Below are 18,667 nucleotides of genomic sequence, written 5' to 3' on the forward strand. Positions count from 1 at the left end.
TTCTCTGGGTGTTTCAATGCGTGGGAACGAAGCGATATCCATCTCAGTTTAGCGGTTATGGATACGTTAGTCAGCACCATTGAAATTGACGTCGAGTCTCTCAAGACGATCGGCCTCACCTATGTCAACGATACCGAACCCGGCATTCGGCGGGAACGACGCGGCAAGGGGTTCAGTTATCGGTTGCCGGATGGTGGCTTGCTGGTTGAGGATGACCACCATACCCGCATCTCCGCACTCGGACTGCCGCCAGCCTACGAAAACGTCTGGATCTGTCTCGATGCCAGCGGCCATCTGCAGGCAACCGGCTATGACAGCCGCGGCCGCAAGCAGTATCGTTATCACACGGACTGGCAGAATTTCCGCAGCGAGCGCAAATTCGACCAGCTTGCCCAGTTTGGCGAGGCCTTGCCGCGCATCAGGTCCAGAGCTGCCCGCGATCTGTCGCATGGTCTCGACAAGTCCGAGGCGGTGATCGCCGCACTTGTGGCGCTGATGGACATGACACATCTGAGGGTCGGCAACCGCGCCTATGCCAAGGAAAACCGCACCTATGGCGCAACGACGCTTCTGAAGCGGCACATGGTTTTGTCCGGCGACGGCATCCTTTTGAAATTCACCGCCAAGGGTGGCAAGCGGGTGCAGCACACGCTGAAACATCCGCGTCTGCAACGTATCCTGGAAGACGTCGCCGACCTTCCGGGACGCCAGCTGTTTTCGTTTCCCGATGAACACGGTACGCCGCGACCGATCGATTCTGGCCGGCTTAACGCCTATCTCGCCAAGGCCGCCGGCTTTCCGGTCACGGCAAAGACGTTCCGCACCTGGGGCGGAAGCCTCGCAGCCTTCATGTCAGCCTGGAATACAATGGCTGAGGACGGACACCGCCCCAAGATCAAGGCACTGTGCAACGCGGCTTCCGAAGCGCTGCACAACACGCCTGCCGTCTGCCGCACCAGCTATATCCATCCGCAGATCCTGGGCCTTGCCGAGGATGTCTCGCCGCTCGAAAAGATCATGAACGCGAAGACCCTGCCGACGGACGGCCGCCGTGGTCTGCGCATGAACGAGCGCCGGCTTCTGGCATTCCTGAAGCAGGAACAGACCTGACCGGACCGGTTCTCGCTCCATCAGCCAGCGTATGATCTCATGGCACGCAGACAAGAGAAAGCCCGCACCGACCATGGCGGAGCGGGCTTTCGTTACCAGTCATTCTGCAATCAAGCGGCCTGTCTGTTGTGACGGCCCTCGTTGACTTCCTCGACGATCTTGTCGACGAACTGCTGCAGGTCGTCGGGTGACCGCGATGTGATGATGCCGTTATCGCAGACCACGGCTTCGTCCTGCCAGGACGCGCCTGCATTGCGAACGTCGGTCCGGATCGACGGGTAGGATGTCGCCTTGCGGCCACGCAGGGCATCCGCCTCGATCAGCAGCCATGGACCATGGCAGATGGCAGCAACAGGCTTGCCGCTCGCCACAAAATCTCGCACGACGCTGATCGCCGTTTCATCCTTGCGCAGCACATCGGGATTGATCTGTCCGCCGGGCAGAACCAGCGCATCGAAATCGCTTGCCTTGACGTCCTTCGCTTCAAGGTCGACCGCGACAGAGTCACCCCAGTCGGTCTCGTCCCAGCTTCTGATCTCTCCAGACTTGATCGAAGCGATCTTCACGTCAGCACCACGTTTGCGCAGTTCATCGAGCGGAAACCGGAGCTCCGAGCGCTCATAGCCGTCGGTTGCAAGAATCAGGATGGAAGCGGACTTCATGTCAGCCATGTTTCACTCCTTTTTATTGTCATGGACTGTTGTCGTGGGCCGGCCCGGTTAAAGGCGGCCAGTCGAGAGATCCCTGCCATTGATAGACGCGGGGACACTGATCTCCTCTCGCGCTGTTCTGGGAAGCGGCAGTACGACGGCATCGGGCACAAGGACCCTAAGCTCTTGCGGGCTTTTGGCCGCAAGATGCTTTGGATGGCCGAAGCTGCGATGCGAAAGGAACCGGTTCTTCAGCATTGTCAGAACGTGATGCATGATGGATCTCCCGTCGTGAACACAAGGTTTTTCGCCCGGTCACTGGATGTCCAACCCGACCGGTGTCATTTCGTTCCAGATCTTACACGATGTAATATTACGTTACTGAACGACTCGAACGCGCCAAGCTCACAGGAAGTCTCGCCGATAAAAGGTTGGCGTCAGCGAAGAGGCCAGCCACAGTCATGTGTCGCTGGTGTCAGTCAATCGGATGACCGGTCGATCGCTAGATCGGAACGACCATCATGTAACAGGCCGCAATGACCATCACAAAACCTGCAGCCTCGATCCATTCCTTGACCATGATTGCCTCCCGCCACACTCCTAAAGCCTATCAACTGCGATACGGAATCATGGTTCCACGAAATGGCCACAAATGCGGCGAAACGGCCTTATTCATAAAATTTGATTAACTCTTGTCGGCTTCTGCCCTTGCACGTGCCGCTTCCAGCACCGAGCGCACTTCGCGGGCCATGGCGTTTTCGATCGCGAAGGCACCATCGGGGGAGAAACCGGGATCTTCCTCGTTGTCCTTGAATGTAGCGTCGTCACGCAGCCGCTGCACGAAACGGGTGGTCGTCAGCTCGCCGCCAATCATTGCAGCGATCAGATCGATCATCAGTTCGCGATGCGCGTTCAGCCGGCCTTCGAGCTCTTCCGGGGACATGGTCGTCATGGTCTTCTCCCTGCTGTTATGGGTACCAACAGAGAGATAGGGGAGGCGGCCCATCCGGAAACGCGTGCCGCCCTCAAAATTTCGCGGGCAACTTGCGAAACCTCCTAAATTGCAGGGCCTCTGGAACGAATTGCAGCCTCGCACCTTCTATAGGCGAAAGTTTCAATTGGTATGACCAGCGGGGAAATATGGATACGAAATCGAGCCACTTTGTCGTTCACCCGGGTTCCTGGCTGCAGCTGGGTGCAAATTACGACGGCGATGGCGTCAACTTCGCGATTTTCTCGGCGCATGCCGAGCGCGTTGAACTCTGCCTGTACGACCCGAGCGGCAAGGTGGAAATCGCCCGCCTCGAGCTGCCGGAATACACCCACGAGATCTGGCACGGCTATATCCCCGGCCTGAAGCCCGGCGCCCTCTACGGCTACCGCGTCCATGGCCCCTATGACCCGGAAAACGGCCATCGCTTCAACCCCAACAAGCTGCTGATCGACCCCTATGCACGCGAACTGTTCGGCGACGTTGAGTGGAACGAGGCACATTTTGCCTATGACCTCCTTGCCGAAGACAAGGACCTGACCTTCGACGAACGCGACAGCGGTCCCTATACACCGAAGGGCGTCGTCATCGACCCGAATTTCGACTGGCACGACAACAACCGTCCGAAGATCAGCTGGCCACAGACAGTCCTCTATGAAACGCACGTGAAGGGCTTTACCCAGCTCAATCCCGGCGTTCCGATCGACTTGCGCGGCACGTACGAAGGCATGGGCCACAAGGCGACGGTCGATTACATCAAGAACCTCGGCATCACCTCGGTGGAGCTGCTGCCGGTCCACTCCTTCCCGGATGACCAGCACCTGCTCGATCGTGGCCTGAAGAATTTCTGGGGCTACAACACCCTCAACTTCTTCTCGCCGGCCTCGCGCTACTTCGGACCGAAGGGCATCCAGGGTTTCCGCGAGATGGTGCGGAACTTCCACGATGCCGGCGTCGAGGTCATTCTCGACGTGGTGTACAACCACACGGCCGAAGGCAACGAGCTTGGACCGACCCTGTCGTTCAAGGGCATCGACAACTTTTCCTACTACCGCACGATGCCCGACCAGCATCGTTACTACATCAACGACACCGGCACCGGTAACACCGTCAACACTTCGCATCCGCGCGTACTGCAGATGGTCACCGACTCCCTGCGCTACTGGGCCGAAGCGATGCATATCGACGGCTTCCGCTTCGATCTTGGCACCATTCTCGGTCGCGAGCCGGAAGGCTTCAACGAGCGCGGTGGCTTCTTCGATGCCATCACGCAGGATCCGGTCCTGTCCAAGGTCAAGCTGATCGGCGAGCCTTGGGATATCGGTCCGGGCGGCTACCAGGTCGGCGGCTTTCCGCCCGGCTGGGCAGAATGGAACGACAAGTACCGTGATACGGTGCGCGAATACTGGAAGGGCGACAACGTCTCGACGGACTTTGCGGCGCGCCTTCTCGGTTCCGGCGATCTCTACGATCAGCGCGGTCGTCGTCCCTGGGCATCCGTCAACTTCATCACCGCCCATGACGGCTTCACCTTGAACGACATGGTTTCTTACAACGAGAAGCACAACGACGAGAACGGCGAGGACAATAACGACGGCCATAACGACAACCGTAGCTACAATTACGGTGAGGAAGGCCCGACGGAAGACGAGGGCATCAACGCGGTGCGTGAGCGCCAGAAGCGCAACTTCCTCGCCACGCTCATGTTCTCGCACGGCACGCCGATGCTGCTGGCCGGTGACGAGTTCGGTCGCAGCCAGCTCGGCAACAACAACGGCTACTGCCAGGACAGCGAGATCTCCTGGGTTGCCTGGGAAAACCTGCCGGAAAGCAATGAGCAGCTGCGCGAGTTTACCCGCCAGATCATCAAGCTCCGGCACGAGCAGCCGTTGCTGCGCCGCGAGAACTGGCGCGATGGCATGGACATCAAGTGGTTCAACGCCGGCGGTGGTTTCCAGACCTCCGAACAGTGGGACGAAGGCTCGACGATCGGTCTCTACATTGGCCGTGGCGACCTGAAGGAAGAAGAAGGCATCTGGCACGACGTGCTGCTGCTGTTCAACCCGTTCGAAGGCAACGTGCCGTTCCAGATCCCGCAGTTCGGCGAAGGTGGCTGGGTGCTGGAGATGACCACATCGGATTATTCCAAGAAGGGTCTCGTGATCACCAAGGAACGGGACTTCGAACTCGAAGGCCGCAGCCTGGCACTGTTCCGCCGTCCGTGATGGCAGCCTGAATACTCTGATCTCCAAGCCCCGCCGGTCTCCGGCGGGGTTTTTCGTTTGGGTGGTATGCCCCAAGGGCAGAACTCACCAGCCTTCAGCCGAACTCATTCGATGACAGCTTTTCCTCATGCTATGTCTCTGTTCACACCACGATGCAGGGAGGGAAGCACAGTATGTCGGCAGAAAAGGTAGCGATCGTCACAGCGGGCGGAAGCGGTATGGGAGCGGCGTCTGCGAAGAAGCTCGCGGCTGATGGGTTCAAGGTAGCGATCCTATCCTCTTCAGGTAAGGGCGAGGCCTTGGCGCAGGAACTCGGGGGGCTCGGCATCACCGGCTCCAACCAGTCCAACGACGATCTGAAGCGGCTCGTTGATGCGACTATGGAGGCATGGGGACGGATCGACGTGCTGGTCAACAGCGCCGGCCATGGACCACGTGCGCAGATCGTCGAAATCACCGACGACCAGTGGCATACCGGCCTCGATGTCTATCTGCTCAATGTCATCCGTCCGGTGCGGCTGGTGGCGCCGATCATGCAGGCCCAGAAGTCGGGCTCGATCGTCAATATCTCGACCGCCTGGGCCTTCGAGCCGTCCGCGATGTTCCCGACATCGGCGGTGTTTCGCGCCGGGCTCGCCGCTTTTACGAAAATCTTTGCAGATACCTATGCGGCCGACAATGTGCGCATCAACAACGTTTTGCCCGGATGGATCGACAGCCTGCCGGCAACCGATGACCGGCGCGACAGCGTGCCGATGAAGCGCTACGGCACAAGCGAGGAAATCGCCGCAACCGTGGCATTCCTGGCATCCGAAGGTGCCGGGTACATCACCGGGCAGAACCTGAAGGTGGACGGTGGTTTGACGCGGTCGGTCTGAGACCTGCGGTTCTCGTTAGCCGAACGCTGTGTGCGCCGTGTTCGTCAAGGAATCAAACGACGCAGGTGCCGATCACGGCACCTGCCGGATCAGTAGCTCGCTCGTCGATCCGCGGAGGAGTTGCCGGCCTTGCGCACCAGGTTGGTGTAGACGGTGGCGTATTGCTGGGCGCTGCGCTCCCATGAGAATTTCGCCTTCATCGCCTGGTTCTGCAGCCGGGCCCACATTTTCGGTTCCTGGTAGGCGTGCATGGCCCGGCGCAGCGCGAGACGCAGTCCGTCGGTCGTCACAGGGTGGAACTGGAAGCCGGTCGCAACCCGTGCCGACATCGCCGCATCATTCGCATCGATGATGGTTTCCGACAGCCCGCCGGTGCGCGAGACGACGGGCACGGTGCCGTAGCGAAGCGCGTAGAGTTGCGTCAGGCCGCACGGCTCGAACCGCGATGGCTGCACGATCGCGTCCGAACCGGCATGGATGAGATGCGCGGTCGGTTCGTCGTAGCCGATGTGGACGGCCATCTTGCCGGGATAGTGCGCAGCCGTATCCAGCAGCGCCTGTTCGATATCCTTGTCGCCCTGGCCGAACACGATGATACGACCGCCATTGTGGATGACCTCGTCCGCCGTATCGGCGAACATGTCGAAACCCTTCTGCCAGGTGAGGCGGCTGACGGCGGAAAAGATCGGTCCGTTGCCTTCAGGGTCGAGCCCGAACTTTTCCATCAATACGGTCTTGTTGTCGCGCTTGCGCTTCAGCGAGGAGACATCGTAATTGCGCGGAATATGCGGATCCGTTGCCGGGTCCCAGATGTCGAGGTCTGTGCCGTTGACGATGCCGCGCAACACGGTCACGCGCTCGTTCAGGACACCGTCAAGGCCCATGCCGAAACGCGGCGTGAGGATCTCCCTGGCATAGGTGGGGCTGACCGTGGTGATCGCGTCGGCTGTCAGCAATCCACCCTTCAGGTAGCTGATGCCACCGAAATATTCGATCCCGTTGATTGAAAACAGCGAGCTGGGAAGGCCGATCGCGGGAAGGATGTCTGCGGAATACTGCCCCTGGAACGCGATATTGTGGATGGTGATCACGCTCGGAATGGCGCAGCCCATTTCGCGCATGTAGACCGACGTCATCGCCGACTGCCAGTCATGGGTATGAACGACATCGGGTACGAAACCCGGGAGAAGCCCACCGGCGATTTCCGCCGCAGCCTTCGACAGAGCTGCGAAGCGCCGCCAGTTGTCGTGGTGGTCGTTGCCATGCTCGTCGACATAAGGTCCGCCAAGCCGGTCATAGAGTTCCGGCGCGTCGAGCACGAACAGGTTCAGGCCTTCGATTTTCACATGCAGCAGCGACGCGCGGGTACCGAGCAGGTCGTCGAACAGAGCAAGCGGCGTCACGCCGGAGCTTACCTGGGCCATCACTTTCGGATAACCCGGAATGAGCGTTATGGTATCGATCCCGAGGGCAGCAAGCGCCTTCGGCAGCGATCCTGTCACATCGGCCAATCCGCCGGTCTTGACCAGCGGGAAGATTTCCGAGGTGACCGACAATACTTTCATCGCGAAATTTTCCCCACTGCGTCCCCCAAGGCTCCGCTGCGTGCTACGCCCGGGAACGGCGTCCGACGAGTGCGAACGGTCAGTACTCTGACTGGCAACCGGGTCATCAACTGATGCTATTTCGATGGGGCCATCCAAGGGGCCGTACGCGTCCATCATGCCAACTCCCACCCTTGTCCATGCCATTTCACATCAGTGCCGGAGGGGAGACCTGTGTCAGCGACCGCCGAAATGGGGAAACCAGTCAGAGAAATACACGAATACGCAAAAGCCATTGCCGTCTTTCAGATGTAATGATTACCCCGCGGCAGAGACTGCCGCGGCCCGTCATGTCCGCTCTTGTCTGCGTGACCCGGCTGGCGTCAAAGGCCAGCCCGGCCTATCGGGACCGCTTCTTGGCAGGCTGTTTGCCCGCGGGAACCGGGGCCGGAGAAACCGGCACGGACTTCTTTTCGCTTGAGGCCTCGGAGGCGAGCGCTTTTTTCGATTTTTCGGACCCCGCCGCCGCTGACTTGGCAGGCTTAGCTGCTTTGGCGGTGGAATCCTTGGCATTTGCGGTGGGCAGTTTCGGCGCGGATGCTGCAGGCTGTTCGTGGGCGGCCGGTGCCGACGCAGTCGGCTTCAGCGTCGCAAACTCCAGTTTGGCGCGCTCCCAGTGCTCCGTATCTTTGCCTGAAGGATACCCCTCTTCCTCCCAGAGCGCATACGCGCGGTGCTTGATCCAGTCTTGTTCGGAATCAGCCATCTTTGTCTCCATTCACCCAAAAGCCGAAACGACCTTGTTGGGAATAAGTTCCATGGATTTCACGACAGAAATTCGATTGATTCAAATCGTGTTGGCACAAACAACCGACCGGACGGAACTATTCGAGGAGTTACGCGTTCGAGACCGCCGGGAGGAGACGCTGCAATGCAAAACTACTGCGATATTGTTCCAGACGCAACGGGCTGGGTCTATGTAATTGACGGGGTACATTCAACTTCGTACTTCCATACAGTGGAACTTGCCGTGGAGGCGGCGAAGGTCCAGCTGCTGCGGCGTGGACGATTCCATGCCGGAGTTTTCCGCAGGCTTGGTGTGGATGGAAAGATGGCTCCGATCGAAATGCTGCCGAAATCCGGCATTCCGAAAGCCGCTTACCATAGCTGATTGACACCGTTTTTTTTGGCTGCCAAGTCATTCATACGTCTTCGCAATCCTGTGGGACTGCGGAGCGTTTTTGTTTTGGCCATAGTCCGGGCGCCGATGTCGCTGGTCGCAACTCAATCCAAAAAAGTCCGGCATGTGCCGGACCTTTTCGTTTTTCTGGCGTCACGTTCGCGAAGAAACGCCCGATCTGGTGACCGGGCGTCTGTCGCTGCGCGATCAGGCTGCCTTCTTGGCAGCGGCGTTGACGGTGGACTGTGCCAGTGCAGACAGCGCTTCGTCGGTCTTGCTTTCTTCGGCAAGCGTCTCGTCGAGAAGCTTTGCTACGTCCTTCAGGCCGAGTTCGGTCGCCCATGTGCGCAGCGTGCCGTAACGGCTGATCTCATAGTGTTCGACTGCCTGTGCAGCGGCCAGAAGGCCGGCGTCGAGAGCCGATGTGCCCTTGAATTCTTCGAGGATTTCCTCGCCTTCGGACAGGATGCCTTCGATCGCGTCGCAGGTCTTGCCCTGAGCGCGCTTGCCGATCAGTTCGAAAACCTGCTTCAGGCGTTCGATCTGGCCTTCGGTCTCTTCCTTATGGGTCTCGAAAGCGGCCTTCAGCTTCGGATCCTGGGCACCGCGGGCCATTTTCGGCAGCGCTTTCACGATCTGGCGCTCGGCGTAGTAGATGTCCTTCAGCGTTTCGTAGAACAGGTCTTCGAGGGTTTTGTCTTTAGCCATGGTGGATCTCCTTGAGAGTCGAATTCGCACCCAATGAACCAAAGCAGAAGCTGAAAGTTCCTCACATATTTGTGAAAAAGGTCGAGATGGGGCGACAGCTTGCGGTTGGTCCGCAGATCAGATGTTCGCGCATGCGCCGGCGGGCGCTCATCTCGAGGTCAGGCGGTCAGCTGCCTTTACCGTCGAGCTTTTCGGACAATTCCTTCTGAAGCTGCAGGGCAAGACCGAGCAGGCGATCGGGCACGTCTTCCTTCTCGATCTCCGCCAACAGAACGGAAACCTTGCGGTTGACGCTGCGTCCGAAACTCGCGTCTTTTTCTTCCACCGGCTTGCTCTGCTTCTTCATTCCGACCTCTGACGTCACCGCCACCGAAAACACCCTCTGCCGGACGCTTTCGCCCGCATTCCCGAGCCCTTTAGAAACCTCTTATACCAATAAGATTAATTTCGGATATCCCGAAAAAGTCACAGCGAAGAATGAAAAAGGGCGACCTCCTATTCGGAGGCCGCCCACTTTGTTCCAATGGTCCGGGTCGGTATCAGTTCTTTGGCGGCTCCGGGGTACCGGCCGGAATGGACGTTATTGTTGCGGCGACCGGATCGCTTGCCGGAAACGTATCTTCCAGGCCCTCGTCGAGCTGCTGTTCGAGGTCAGCGTCGCTGCCCTTTTCGCGCGCCGACTGCTCAGCCTTCTTGGCCTTCCACTCGTCGCTCTGGGCGCTGTTCTGGTCGTTGTCGTTGGTTTTGTCGGTAAAGCTCATGACATTCCCTCCTTGGCGTTGCCGATGATGCTGAAAAAACGGCTTGCTGCTTCAGTTTGTTCCGGCAGGCCGGCAAGAGCCCCATATTTTCAAGGTGATCTGCCGGCAATCTCCGGGTGGGGTTGAGAGGGCGGAACCAAAATGAAGGGGCACGCGTTTGCAGAAGTCAATCCGGCCGTCGAGACTTGGGAGAGGTAGGCAACGGTGTCTGAATCACAGTTGAATGGCGATCCTGCGCGGGCAGATATCGTGAAGCTTATACCGGCGCTTCGTGCCTTCGCGCGTACGTTCTGCCGCAATACGACGGATGCCGACGATCTCGTGCAGGAAACACTGATGAAGGCGCTGGCCAACCTCGACAAGTTCGAGCGCGGCACGCGGCTGAAGTCCTGGCTCTTCACCATCATGCGCAACACGTTCTATACCCGATCCAAGATTTTAGGCCGCGAGGCTCCAGGGCTCGAAGAAAACGTGTCGGGCGATACGCCGATAGCTGCTTCGCAGGAAATGGCAATCAGGGCGAAGGAAGTTCGCGACGCTCTCGTAAAGCTGCCTCCCCATTACCGCGAGGTACTGACGCTGGTTGCCATTCTCGGTGAGAGCTACGAGGCAACGGCCGAAATCTGCGGCTGCGCTGTTGGAACGGTCAAGAGCCGTCTCAATCGCGCACGGCACCAGATCCTTCAGGAACTGGGGGAGGAAGCAAGATAACCCCGATCGTCATTCAAACGCGGCTGCCCGAAGAGGCAGCCATCAATGCTCAGGAGCGCAAGGACATGAAGTTCGTACTGATCGCGACCGCGATCATGATAGCCACGGTCGCTCCTGTCTTCGCATTTATCTAGCCAGAAACGTCAAGGCGCCAAAGCGCCTATGCCGGATCCTCGTCGAGTTCGGGATAGTGGCGAAAGATACCGCTCTCGTTGAAAGCGATGCGGCGCTCCGATTTGAGATAGGCAGCGACCCTCGGCCTTTTCCCGACGGCGTCGCGAAGTCTCGCCACATTCGGATACCGGCTGTCCAGCGATGCCATCGCCCGCGGGAAAGCGTAGGTCAACCCTTCGGCGATCTGGAAGAGCGACAGGTCCACATAGGTGATCGCGCCGCCGACAGCCCAGCCTTCGCCGGTCGGGTTTGATCCGATCACGCCGTTGAAATAACCGAGAAACTTTGGCACCCGCTGCGCAAGAAACGCCTTTGTGCGCGCCTTGGCCTCCGGCTTCTGATCCTCGTAATAGTCCCCGGTGCTGATCGGATGGTGGGTGTCGTGAACCTCTGCCACGAAGTCGGTGATCGTCAGCTGCAGACCCTGCGCAAACACACGCAACCGTTCGTCATCGGGAGCAAGCCCGAGCTTCGGGCCGAGATAGTGCAGGATGTTGGCGACATGCGAGACGACGATCTCGCCATCTTTCAGAAACGGCGGAGCGAATGGCAGGTCGGGATAGGCTTGGCTGCCCTTCAGGTAATTCATCATCTTTTCGGACCCGTCCGTGGTTCTCGCCACGTCGAGATAGTCCGCACCGGCGTCTTCCAGCGCCAGTCTGACGAATTCGCCGCGACCCTGCAGGCCGTCCCAGTAGTAAAGTTCATATGCCATGGCTGTGCTTGCAATCCCTGTTTGAGTGGGTCGCCGTCGATCGCTGCGGCGTTCTCTTTCCGAACGAGCAGAGCGCCCGTTTGTTCTCGCACTTCTGCACGGCTGGCATTCCGTATCGTATCTTGAACATCTCCGGAGAGCGCTAGATTACCACGCGACACCGGCTGAATGTCCGGCTTGCCACCTATAATGCCCGTCTTCAGTTCGGAACGGAAACCACCATGGCTCTCAAGATCACCGCCATCATCTTCACCCTGCTCGGGCTCGCTCTCGCCATCGGCGGCGGACAGCTCGTCATGCTGGGGGGTAGCGTTTATTATCTCATCTGCGGCCTTGCCTTCGTGCTGACCGCCATTCTGCTTTTCCTTAAGAAACGCGCGGCACTGCATGTCTATGCCGGTATTGTCATCGTTTCGCTCGTCTGGGCGCTTTGGGAAGTCGGTTTCGACTGGTGGCAGCTCGGCCCGCGCGGCGGTCTCATCATCGTCCTCGGCTTCTGGCTGCTGACACCGTGGATCCGCAAGCCGCTCGGCTTTCTCAGCCCATCCGGCATGCAATACAGCGCCAGTGCCGTACCGCTGGCCATCGCCTCGGTCATTGCCGTGGTCGTCGCCGTCGCCTCGATGTTCTTCGATCCCTACGACCAGAGCGGCGAGCTGCCGGACCAGTCGGTCGCAGCCGCCCCGAAGCTCGGCGGTGATGTGCCGGATGGCGAATGGCACCAGTATGGCCGCACCCCCTATGGCCAGCGCTATTCGCCGCTCGACCAGGTCAATGTGGACAACGTTGCCAACCTCACGGAAGTCTGGCGCTACCAGACCGGTGACGTGAAGCGACCGGACGACGTGGGCGAGACCACCTATCAGGTCACGCCGCTCAAGGTCGGCAGCTCGCTTTATCTCTGCACGCCGCACAATCTCGCCATCGCGCTCGATGCGACGACCGGCAAGGAGAAGTGGCGCTACGACCCGAATTCCGGCATGAACCCGGACCGCCAGCACCAGACCTGCCGCGGCGTCAGTTATTACAAGGACCAGGCGGCCGCTGCCGGTTCCGCATGCGCCGAGCGCGTCTATCTTCCGACATCCGATGCCCGTTTGATCGCGCTTGATGCGGCCAACGGTCAGGTCTGCCCGGCCTTTGCGCAGAACGGCACGCTGCGTCTGGAAACCGGCATGCAGCACAATCCGGCCGGCTACTACTATTCCACATCGCCGCCTGCGATCGTCGGCAACAAGATCATCATCGGCGGCGCCGTCAACGACAACTACTCGACGCAGGAACAGTCCGGCGTCATCCGCGCCTTCGACGTCAACACCGGCGATCTGATCTGGAACTGGGATTCGGGCAATCCGAGCCAGACCCAGCCGCTTCCCGAGGGCCAGACCTACACGACCAACTCGCCCAACAGCTGGTCGGTGTTCTCGGTCGATGAGGAACTCGGTCTCGTCTACATCCCGCTCGGCAACCAGGTGCCCGACCAGCTCGGCATGAACCGTTCGGAAAGCGTCGAGAAATACTCGTCCTCGATCGTTGCTCTCGACATCAATACCGGTGCCGACCGCTGGGTTCGCCAGACGGTGCATCACGATCTCTGGGACATGGACGTGCCGGCCCAGCCGGTGTTGATCGACCTGTCGCGCCCGGACAATTCCGTGGTGCCGGCGCTGGTTGGCCCCACCAAGCAGGGCGACATCTACGTTCTTGACCGTCGCACGGGCGAGCCGGTCTTCCCGATCACCGAGGAGCCTGCTCCAAAGGGTGCCATCCCGGAGGATTTCACTGCGCCAACCCAGCCGACCTCGGCCGTCTCCTTCAAGCCGGAGCCGCTGAAGGAAAGCGACATGTGGGGCGTTTCGATGCTCGACCAGATGGTGTGCCGCATCTGGTACCACCAGTATAACTACGAGGGTCGCTATACCCCGCCGTCGCTCAACGGTTCGATCATCTATCCCGGCAATTTCGGCACGTTCAACTGGGGCTCCGTCGCAGTCGATCCCGAACGCCAGGTGATGTTCGGCATGCCGACCTATCTCGCCTTTACCTCCAAGCTGGTTCCGCGTGCGGATATCCCGGCGAAGGGTCAGGACGAAAAGGGTTCGGAACAGGGTCTCAACCGCAATGATGGCGCTCCTTACGGCGTGTTGATGGGTCCGTTCCTCGGTCCGTTGAACATTCCTTGCCAGGCACCGCCATGGGGTTATGTCGCCGGCGTCGATCTTCGCACCGGCAAGACCGCCTACAAGCATCGCAACGGTACTGTCCACGACATGACCCCGCTGCCGCTGCCGTTCAAGGTCGGCGTTCCCGGCATCGGTGGCCCGATGATCACCAAGGGTGGCGTTGCCTTCCTCGGTGCCGCCGTCGACAACTACCTGCGTGCCTATGACCTGAAGAACGGCAAGACGCTGTGGGAAGCCCGGCTTCCGGCCGGCGGTCAGGCGACGCCGATGACCTACGCGGTCGAGGACGGACGCCAGTTCGTCGTCATGGTCGCAGGCGGCCACGGCTCGGTCGGCACCACACCCGGCGACTACGTCATCGCCTACGCGCTGCCGCGTTAAGCGGCAGTCGCTCAGGCGGCCTGCTCTCAGCCAACAAAAAAGCCCGGAAGCGTCTGCTTCCGGGCTTTTTGCATTGAAGGCTTTCGAACCCTCAGGTGAGATGGCTGCCGGCTTCGGCGGTGATGCTGTTGCGCACCTCGGTCACGCCTTCAACGCTGCGGACCACTTCCTCGGCGCGGGCGATCTCGCGGGCGTCGGCGACCCGGCCTGCGAGGGCAATGGAGGTTCCGGTGACGGTGACGGTCACTTCGCTTGCATCAATGCCGCCGGCCGAGGCAAGCGCGTCGGCGACCTTGCCTTCCAGCTGGGCGTAAGCCGGGAACTCGACTTCGATCTCCGGCGCGGTTTCGTTAAACTGCGGATGTTTGAATACCATGTGACGTTCTCCCTGATGTCGTCGCGTCCAGCAGGAGATGAGGGCGAAACGACCCTCGCGCGGCACCTGCGGATCATCAGGAGATACAACGCGGCGCACAGCCGTTGGTTCAGCTCGCGCTTCCGAGCATGGTGGCGATCACGTCCGCCAGCTGGTTCTGGGAGAACGGCTTCGGCAATCGCGGCAGTTGCAGGCGGTCGTCCTCGCCGGGCGGCAGTTCGGCATAGCCGGTGGCCAGCACCACCGGCAGGCCCGGCCACTGGCGGTTGATCTCCGACGCGAGTTCGCTTCCGGTCATTCCCGGCATGGAATGGTCCGTGACGACGAGATCGATCGTATCCGTGCGGGCTAGCGCAGCCAGCGCTTCGCGGCCGTTATGGGCTTCGATCACCGTGTGGCCGAGATCCTCCAGCATCAGGGATGTGTTCATCAGCACCAGCGCGTCGTCGTCGACGGCCAGCACCGTCAGCCTCTCCTTCGGTCGCGCCGCAGGGAGATCCGACGCGGGCTTCTTTTCCTCCGGGCAGTCTTCAAGACGGGCAACGGGCAGAAACAGGGAAACCGTGGTTCCCTTGCCCTCTTCGCTGTCGATCGAAAGCCGGCCGCCCGACTGCTCGGTCAGGCCCTGCACCATGGGCAGGCCGAGACCCGTTCCCTTGCCGACGCCCTTGGTGGTGAAGAACGGTGTGGTAGCGCGGGCAAGCGTTTCCGGATCCATGCCTTCGCCCGTATCGGAAACGCTGATCTTGACGTAGTGACCCGGCTGGAGCCTGTCGTCGCCTTGCGCGAAGTGCACATCAATGGCGGTGATCGTCACGGTTCCGCCTGTTGTCATCGCGTCACGGGCATTGACGACGAGGTTCAGAAGCGCGCTCTCGAGCTGCACAGCGTCGCTTAGAACCGGGGGCAGGCTGTCGGGAATGTCGGTTCTGATTGTGAGGTCAGATCTCAGCGAACGCTCGAAGAAATTCATCATGCCATCGATCAGACCGGCAACGCCGATCGGGGCCATGTGGAGTTCCTGCCGCCTCGAAAAGGCCAGCATGCGCTGTGTCAGCGCTGCACCGCGCTCGGCGCCCTGAATGGCGTTTTGCAGAAGCGGCATTAGCGACGGGTCGTCCGGCAATCTCTTCTTGAGGATTTCAAGGCTTCCCAGCACCGCCATCAGCAGGTTGTTGAAGTCATGGGCGATGCCGCCAGTCAGTTGGCCGATCGCTTCCAGTTTCTGCGCCTGAAACAGATCCTCACGGGCGACGGTCAGCGCCTTCTGCGCCTCGATCTTTTCCGTGATGTCGCGGGTGATCTTGGCGAACCCTTTCAGCTCTCCGGTCTCGTCGCGGATCGCGTCAATGATCACATGCGCCCAGAAACGGGTGCCGTCCTTGCGGTGGCGCCAACCCTCGCCCTCGAAGCGGCCGTCCCGCAGAGCCGTTGCAAGATTTTTTGTCGGTTCGCCGGCGGCGCGGTCGTCCACCGTGTAGAAGGTCGAAAAATGCTCGCCGACGATCTCCTCGGCGCTGTAGCCCTTGATGCGTTCGGCACCGTGGTTCCAGTTGCTGACATTGCCCTTGCCATCGAGCATGTAGAGCGCGTAGTCGCTGACCCCTTGCACCAGGACCTCGAACTGCCGCTCGCTGCGTTTCAGGTCTGCTTCGGCATTCCTGCGCTCGGTGAGATCGCGGGTGACCTTGGCAAAGCCGAGGAGCTGGCCATCGCCGTCGCGGATAGGATCGATGATGACATGCGCCCAGAAACGGCTGCCGTCCTTGCGAACCCTCCAGCCTTCGTTCTCGAACCGGCCTTCCGCCGCGGCAATCCTCAGTGCGCGTTCCGGCAGATGGTCGAGCCGATCTTCCTCCGTATAGAATCTGGAGAAATGCTGGCCGAGGATTTCGGATTCCTCGAACCCCTTGAAGCGCCGGGCGCCCGGATTCCAGCTGGCGATGTGGCCTTTCGGATCCAGCATGTAGATCGCGTAATCCGTGATGGAATCAATCAGAAGCCGATACCGCTCCTCGTTAAACGGGGATACCTGATGGCCTTCCTGCACGGTCTTCAACTTTCCCACCGCCCAAACTCAATATGCGATGTATCCCGAGCTTACGTCTCGAGGCGCCAGTGGGTCCACCATGCCTTGCATTGCAGAAAAATACGAGTGCCTTGACACAATGAGGTTAAAGATGAATAGTGACGAAAAATGAAATTCGTCAGTCGTTAATTGAAAGCCATTCCGTTATGGACGTTCCCGTCAGCACTCCCGAGGATACACGCCAGGAAAACGTGGTCCGCATCCTCGAAGCCGCCGAGCGACTGTTCAAGCATTACGGTTACGCCAAGACGACAGTGGCCGACATCGCCAAGGATCTCGGCATGTCGCCGGCCAATATCTACCGGTTCTTCGGGTCGAAATCCGAGATCCACAAGGCGCTTGCCAACCGCATGCTCGAGGCGAGCCGAGCCGTTGCCTGGGAGAATGCAAAGCGCGCTGTCAGTGCCACCGAGCGACTGCGTGACCATTTTCTGCAGCAGCACCGCATCACGGTCGAGACGCTGCTGCACGAAAACAAGGTCCACGAGATGGTTGTCGTGGCGATCGAGGAACAGTGGTCGGTGATCGAAGACCATATCATGCAGCTTCGAGCGATCGTCGCAGGTCTCGTCGAGGAGGGGATTGCAATGGGAGAGTTCCGCGCACAGGACGCTGAGCTTGCCGCAGAATGCCTCTGTGATTGCACGGTTACGCTGTGTCACCCGCAGATCATTGCCGAATGTCTGTTTGAAACCCGGCGCGCCACGCCGGCCGATGTCGTCGATTTCGCCCTCAGGGCGCTGAAATAAGAACCTGCGCTTGTCGCGCTCACCGTAACCCGCCTTATGGAGTGGGATCATGTCTTTCCGAGGAAAGTCTTTCGTCGCAGCCCGTCATTTTCCTTCCGCCTTGAAAGGCGTTGCAGTCGCTGCGGCGCTTCTTTCGCTCGCGGCATGTTCCGAAGAGAAAAAGGCCGAGGCGCCGGAGATCGTGCGGCCGGTCAAGGTGACGCAGATCGGTGCGCCAGATGAGGGCCGCAAGCTCGTCTATTCCGGTTCCGTGCGTGCCCGCACCGAAATGAATCTCGGCTTCAGGGTCGCGGGCAAGATCACCGAGCGGCTTGTGGATGTAGGCGACCGCGTCACGCCGGGCGAAGTGCTCGCTCGGATCGATTCCACCGATTACAAGCTTGATCTCGGCAGCGCCGAAGCCGATCTCGCATCGGCCACCAAGCAGGTCGAGATCTCCGGTCTGGCGCTTCGCCGCGCGGAAACGCTGGCGGCCAAGGACGTCACGTCGAAATCGCAGCTGGAACAGGCGCAGCTCAGCAGCGAGCAGGCCCTGGCACAACGGGATTCAGCGCAGTCTGCGCTCGAAAAGGCCCGCAATCAGGTTGCCTATTCCGAACTCAAATCCGACCGCGACGGTATCGTCACGGCCGTCAGCGCCGATCGCGGCCAGGTGGTGAGCACCGGCACCTCCGTCGTCACGGTCGCCGTCGATGGCGAGAAGGAAGTCCAGATCGCGGTTCCGGAAATGGATGTCTCGCATTTCAAGCCGGGCGACGGGGTCAAGGCGCGGATCTGGTCGTCTGCCGATCTCGTGATCGACGGCAAGGTGCGTGAAGTCGCGCAGAGCGCCGATGCCCAGTCACGCACGTTCGCGGTGCGGGTGAGCCTTCCGGCCGACCCGAAGATCCTGCTCGGCATGACCGCATCGATCGAGGCTGTCGCCGGAAACGCGGTCAAGGCCTTTGCCATTCCGCTTGCAGCGCTTTCCAAGAAGGGTGACCAGCCGATCGTCTGGGTGGTCGATCGCGGCAAGGGAATTGTCGCGTCGCGTCCGGTCAAGGTGGCGGATTTTTCCGATGACGGCGTGCGCATCTCGGAAGGCCTTGCCGAAGGCGATCTCATCGTCTCGGCCGGCACCCAGTTCATGAAGGACGATATGAAGGTGAAGCTGCCGGAAACGGTCGCGACACGCTTCGGCTCGGTGTCGAGCCAGTCCACCGCTTCCGTCCAGCCCTGATATTTCCGGTTAGAGGATCAAGA

18 protein-coding genes are annotated in these 18,667 nt (G+C 60.1%); 8 read left to right on the plus strand and 10 right to left on the minus strand.

The window, feature by feature from the left end:
- Positions 1-84: 84 nt before the first annotated feature.
- Entirely contained in the window at positions 85-1,110 is a 1,026-nt protein-coding gene (locus tag ASF70_RS18905) for a DNA topoisomerase IB (protein ID WP_062583059.1), read from the plus strand.
- A 110-nt stretch (positions 1,111-1,220) separates the two neighbouring features.
- Here ASF70_RS18905 and ASF70_RS18910 read toward each other — a convergent pair whose 3' ends face one another.
- Both ASF70_RS18910 and ASF70_RS18920 read right to left on the minus strand, forming a co-directional pair.
- Complete coding sequence (locus ASF70_RS18910) at positions 1,221-1,781, minus strand: type 1 glutamine amidotransferase domain-containing protein (protein ID WP_062461469.1); 561 nt, start codon at positions 1,779-1,781, stop codon at positions 1,221-1,223.
- A 664-nt stretch (positions 1,782-2,445) separates the two neighbouring features.
- Positions 2,446-2,712, minus strand: a complete 267-nt coding sequence (locus ASF70_RS18920) for a hypothetical protein (protein ID WP_062581954.1) — start codon at positions 2,710-2,712, stop codon at positions 2,446-2,448.
- A gap of 188 nt (positions 2,713-2,900) precedes the next feature.
- Here ASF70_RS18920 and glgX point away from each other — a divergent pair, with 188 nt between their 5' ends.
- Both glgX and ASF70_RS18930 read left to right on the plus strand, forming a co-directional pair.
- The gene (gene glgX / locus ASF70_RS18925; protein WP_062461460.1) at positions 2,901-4,976 is read left to right on the plus strand and encodes a glycogen debranching protein GlgX; all 2,076 of its coding nucleotides are present in this window, start codon (positions 2,901-2,903) and stop codon (positions 4,974-4,976) included.
- A gap of 173 nt (positions 4,977-5,149) precedes the next feature.
- Entirely contained in the window at positions 5,150-5,854 is a 705-nt protein-coding gene (locus tag ASF70_RS18930; protein WP_062581956.1) for an SDR family oxidoreductase, read from the plus strand.
- Positions 5,855-5,943: 89 nt separating this feature from the next.
- Here the strand turns inward: ASF70_RS18930 and glgA are convergent, their stop codons facing one another.
- Together glgA and ASF70_RS18940 are read right to left on the minus strand one after the other, a co-directional pair.
- Complete coding sequence (gene glgA, locus ASF70_RS18935; RefSeq protein ID WP_062581959.1) at positions 5,944-7,419, minus strand: glycogen synthase GlgA; 1,476 nt, start codon at positions 7,417-7,419, stop codon at positions 5,944-5,946.
- Between the two features lie 379 nt (positions 7,420-7,798).
- Positions 7,799-8,164 (minus strand): DUF2934 domain-containing protein, encoded by a 366-nt coding sequence (locus ASF70_RS18940; protein WP_062461451.1) that lies wholly within the window; start codon positions 8,162-8,164, stop codon positions 7,799-7,801.
- A gap of 165 nt (positions 8,165-8,329) precedes the next feature.
- On the opposite strand from ASF70_RS18940, the gene ASF70_RS24065 reads away from it, so the two are divergent.
- Positions 8,330-8,569 carry a hypothetical protein gene (locus tag ASF70_RS24065; RefSeq protein WP_139283771.1) on the plus strand — a complete coding sequence of 80 codons (240 nt, stop codon included), beginning with the start codon at positions 8,330-8,332 and terminating at the stop codon, positions 8,567-8,569.
- 216 nt (positions 8,570-8,785) lie between these two features.
- Here ASF70_RS24065 and ASF70_RS18945 read toward each other — a convergent pair whose 3' ends face one another.
- The 3 genes from ASF70_RS18945 to ASF70_RS18955 all read right to left on the minus strand — a co-directional run bounded on the left by ASF70_RS18945 (position 8,786) and on the right by ASF70_RS18955 (position 10,047).
- Positions 8,786-9,286, minus strand: a complete 501-nt coding sequence (locus tag ASF70_RS18945) for a ferritin-like domain-containing protein (RefSeq protein WP_062461448.1) — start codon at positions 9,284-9,286, stop codon at positions 8,786-8,788.
- Positions 9,287-9,452: 166 nt separating this feature from the next.
- A complete protein-coding gene (locus ASF70_RS18950; RefSeq protein WP_062461446.1) occupies positions 9,453-9,632 on the minus strand; it encodes a hypothetical protein in 180 nt (59 codons plus the stop codon).
- Positions 9,633-9,825: 193 nt separating this feature from the next.
- Positions 9,826-10,047: a hypothetical protein gene (locus ASF70_RS18955; protein WP_062581961.1), complete on the minus strand. Its 222-nt coding sequence runs from the start codon at positions 10,045-10,047 to the stop codon at positions 9,826-9,828.
- 204 nt (positions 10,048-10,251) lie between these two features.
- On the opposite strand from ASF70_RS18955, the gene ASF70_RS18960 reads away from it, so the two are divergent.
- Positions 10,252-10,758, plus strand: a complete 507-nt coding sequence (locus ASF70_RS18960) for a sigma-70 family RNA polymerase sigma factor (RefSeq protein ID WP_244474083.1) — start codon at positions 10,252-10,254, stop codon at positions 10,756-10,758.
- A gap of 160 nt (positions 10,759-10,918) precedes the next feature.
- Here ASF70_RS18960 and ASF70_RS18965 read toward each other — a convergent pair whose 3' ends face one another.
- Positions 10,919-11,647 (minus strand): glutathione S-transferase, encoded by a 729-nt coding sequence (locus ASF70_RS18965; RefSeq protein WP_062581963.1) that lies wholly within the window; start codon positions 11,645-11,647, stop codon positions 10,919-10,921.
- 221 nt (positions 11,648-11,868) lie between these two features.
- Between ASF70_RS18965 and ASF70_RS18970 the strand changes: the two genes are divergently transcribed.
- Entirely contained in the window at positions 11,869-14,211 is a 2,343-nt protein-coding gene (locus tag ASF70_RS18970) for a glucose/quinate/shikimate family membrane-bound PQQ-dependent dehydrogenase (RefSeq protein ID WP_062581965.1), read from the plus strand.
- A gap of 91 nt (positions 14,212-14,302) precedes the next feature.
- Here ASF70_RS18970 and ASF70_RS18975 read toward each other — a convergent pair whose 3' ends face one another.
- Together ASF70_RS18975 and ASF70_RS18980 are read right to left on the minus strand one after the other, a co-directional pair.
- Positions 14,303-14,587 (minus strand): BON domain-containing protein, encoded by a 285-nt coding sequence (locus ASF70_RS18975; RefSeq protein WP_062461431.1) that lies wholly within the window; start codon positions 14,585-14,587, stop codon positions 14,303-14,305.
- Positions 14,588-14,696: 109 nt separating this feature from the next.
- Positions 14,697-16,655, minus strand: coding sequence for a PAS domain-containing sensor histidine kinase (locus ASF70_RS18980; protein WP_244474084.1), 1,959 nt, complete (start codon positions 16,653-16,655; stop codon positions 14,697-14,699).
- A gap of 167 nt (positions 16,656-16,822) precedes the next feature.
- Here ASF70_RS18980 and ASF70_RS18985 point away from each other — a divergent pair, with 167 nt between their 5' ends.
- Entirely contained in the window at positions 16,823-17,425 is a 603-nt protein-coding gene (locus ASF70_RS18985) for a TetR family transcriptional regulator (protein WP_062581968.1), read from the plus strand.
- Between the two features lie 49 nt (positions 17,426-17,474).
- Positions 17,475-18,644: an efflux RND transporter periplasmic adaptor subunit gene (locus ASF70_RS18990; RefSeq protein WP_062581970.1), complete on the plus strand. Its 1,170-nt coding sequence runs from the start codon at positions 17,475-17,477 to the stop codon at positions 18,642-18,644.
- Positions 18,645-18,667: the final 23 nt, after the last annotated feature.

The sequence above is a fragment of the Rhizobium sp. Leaf321 genome, assembly GCF_001423215.1.
Lineage (GTDB): Bacteria > Pseudomonadota > Alphaproteobacteria > Rhizobiales > Rhizobiaceae > Neorhizobium > Neorhizobium soli.

Bases quoted from the DNA above. Each gene is read 5' to 3' on its own strand.
- ASF70_RS18990 (WP_062581970.1), top strand. From the start codon at position 17,475: ATGTCTTTCCGAGGAAAGTCTTTCGTCGCAGCCCGTCATTTTCCTTCC.
- ASF70_RS18965 (WP_062581963.1), bottom strand. From the start codon at position 11,647: ATGGCATATGAACTTTACTACTGGGACGGCCTGCAGGGTCGCGGCGAA.
- glgX (WP_062461460.1), top strand. From the start codon at position 2,901: ATGGATACGAAATCGAGCCACTTTGTCGTTCACCCGGGTTCCTGGCTG.
- ASF70_RS18970 (WP_062581965.1), top strand. From the start codon at position 11,869: ATGGCTCTCAAGATCACCGCCATCATCTTCACCCTGCTCGGGCTCGCT.
- ASF70_RS18955 (WP_062581961.1), bottom strand. From the start codon at position 10,047: ATGAGCTTTACCGACAAAACCAACGACAACGACCAGAACAGCGCCCAG.
- ASF70_RS18975 (WP_062461431.1), bottom strand. From the start codon at position 14,587: ATGGTATTCAAACATCCGCAGTTTAACGAAACCGCGCCGGAGATCGAA.
- ASF70_RS18910 (WP_062461469.1), bottom strand. From the start codon at position 1,781: ATGGCTGACATGAAGTCCGCTTCCATCCTGATTCTTGCAACCGACGGC.
- ASF70_RS18945 (WP_062461448.1), bottom strand. From the start codon at position 9,286: ATGGCTAAAGACAAAACCCTCGAAGACCTGTTCTACGAAACGCTGAAG.
- ASF70_RS18985 (WP_062581968.1), top strand. From the start codon at position 16,823: ATGGACGTTCCCGTCAGCACTCCCGAGGATACACGCCAGGAAAACGTG.
- ASF70_RS18940 (WP_062461451.1), bottom strand. From the start codon at position 8,164: ATGGCTGATTCCGAACAAGACTGGATCAAGCACCGCGCGTATGCGCTC.
- ASF70_RS24065 (WP_139283771.1), top strand. From the start codon at position 8,330: ATGCAAAACTACTGCGATATTGTTCCAGACGCAACGGGCTGGGTCTAT.
- glgA (WP_062581959.1), bottom strand. From the start codon at position 7,419: ATGAAAGTATTGTCGGTCACCTCGGAAATCTTCCCGCTGGTCAAGACC.
- ASF70_RS18930 (WP_062581956.1), top strand. From the start codon at position 5,150: ATGTCGGCAGAAAAGGTAGCGATCGTCACAGCGGGCGGAAGCGGTATG.
- ASF70_RS18950 (WP_062461446.1), bottom strand. From the start codon at position 9,632: ATGAAGAAGCAGAGCAAGCCGGTGGAAGAAAAAGACGCGAGTTTCGGA.
- ASF70_RS18920 (WP_062581954.1), bottom strand. From the start codon at position 2,712: ATGACGACCATGTCCCCGGAAGAGCTCGAAGGCCGGCTGAACGCGCAT.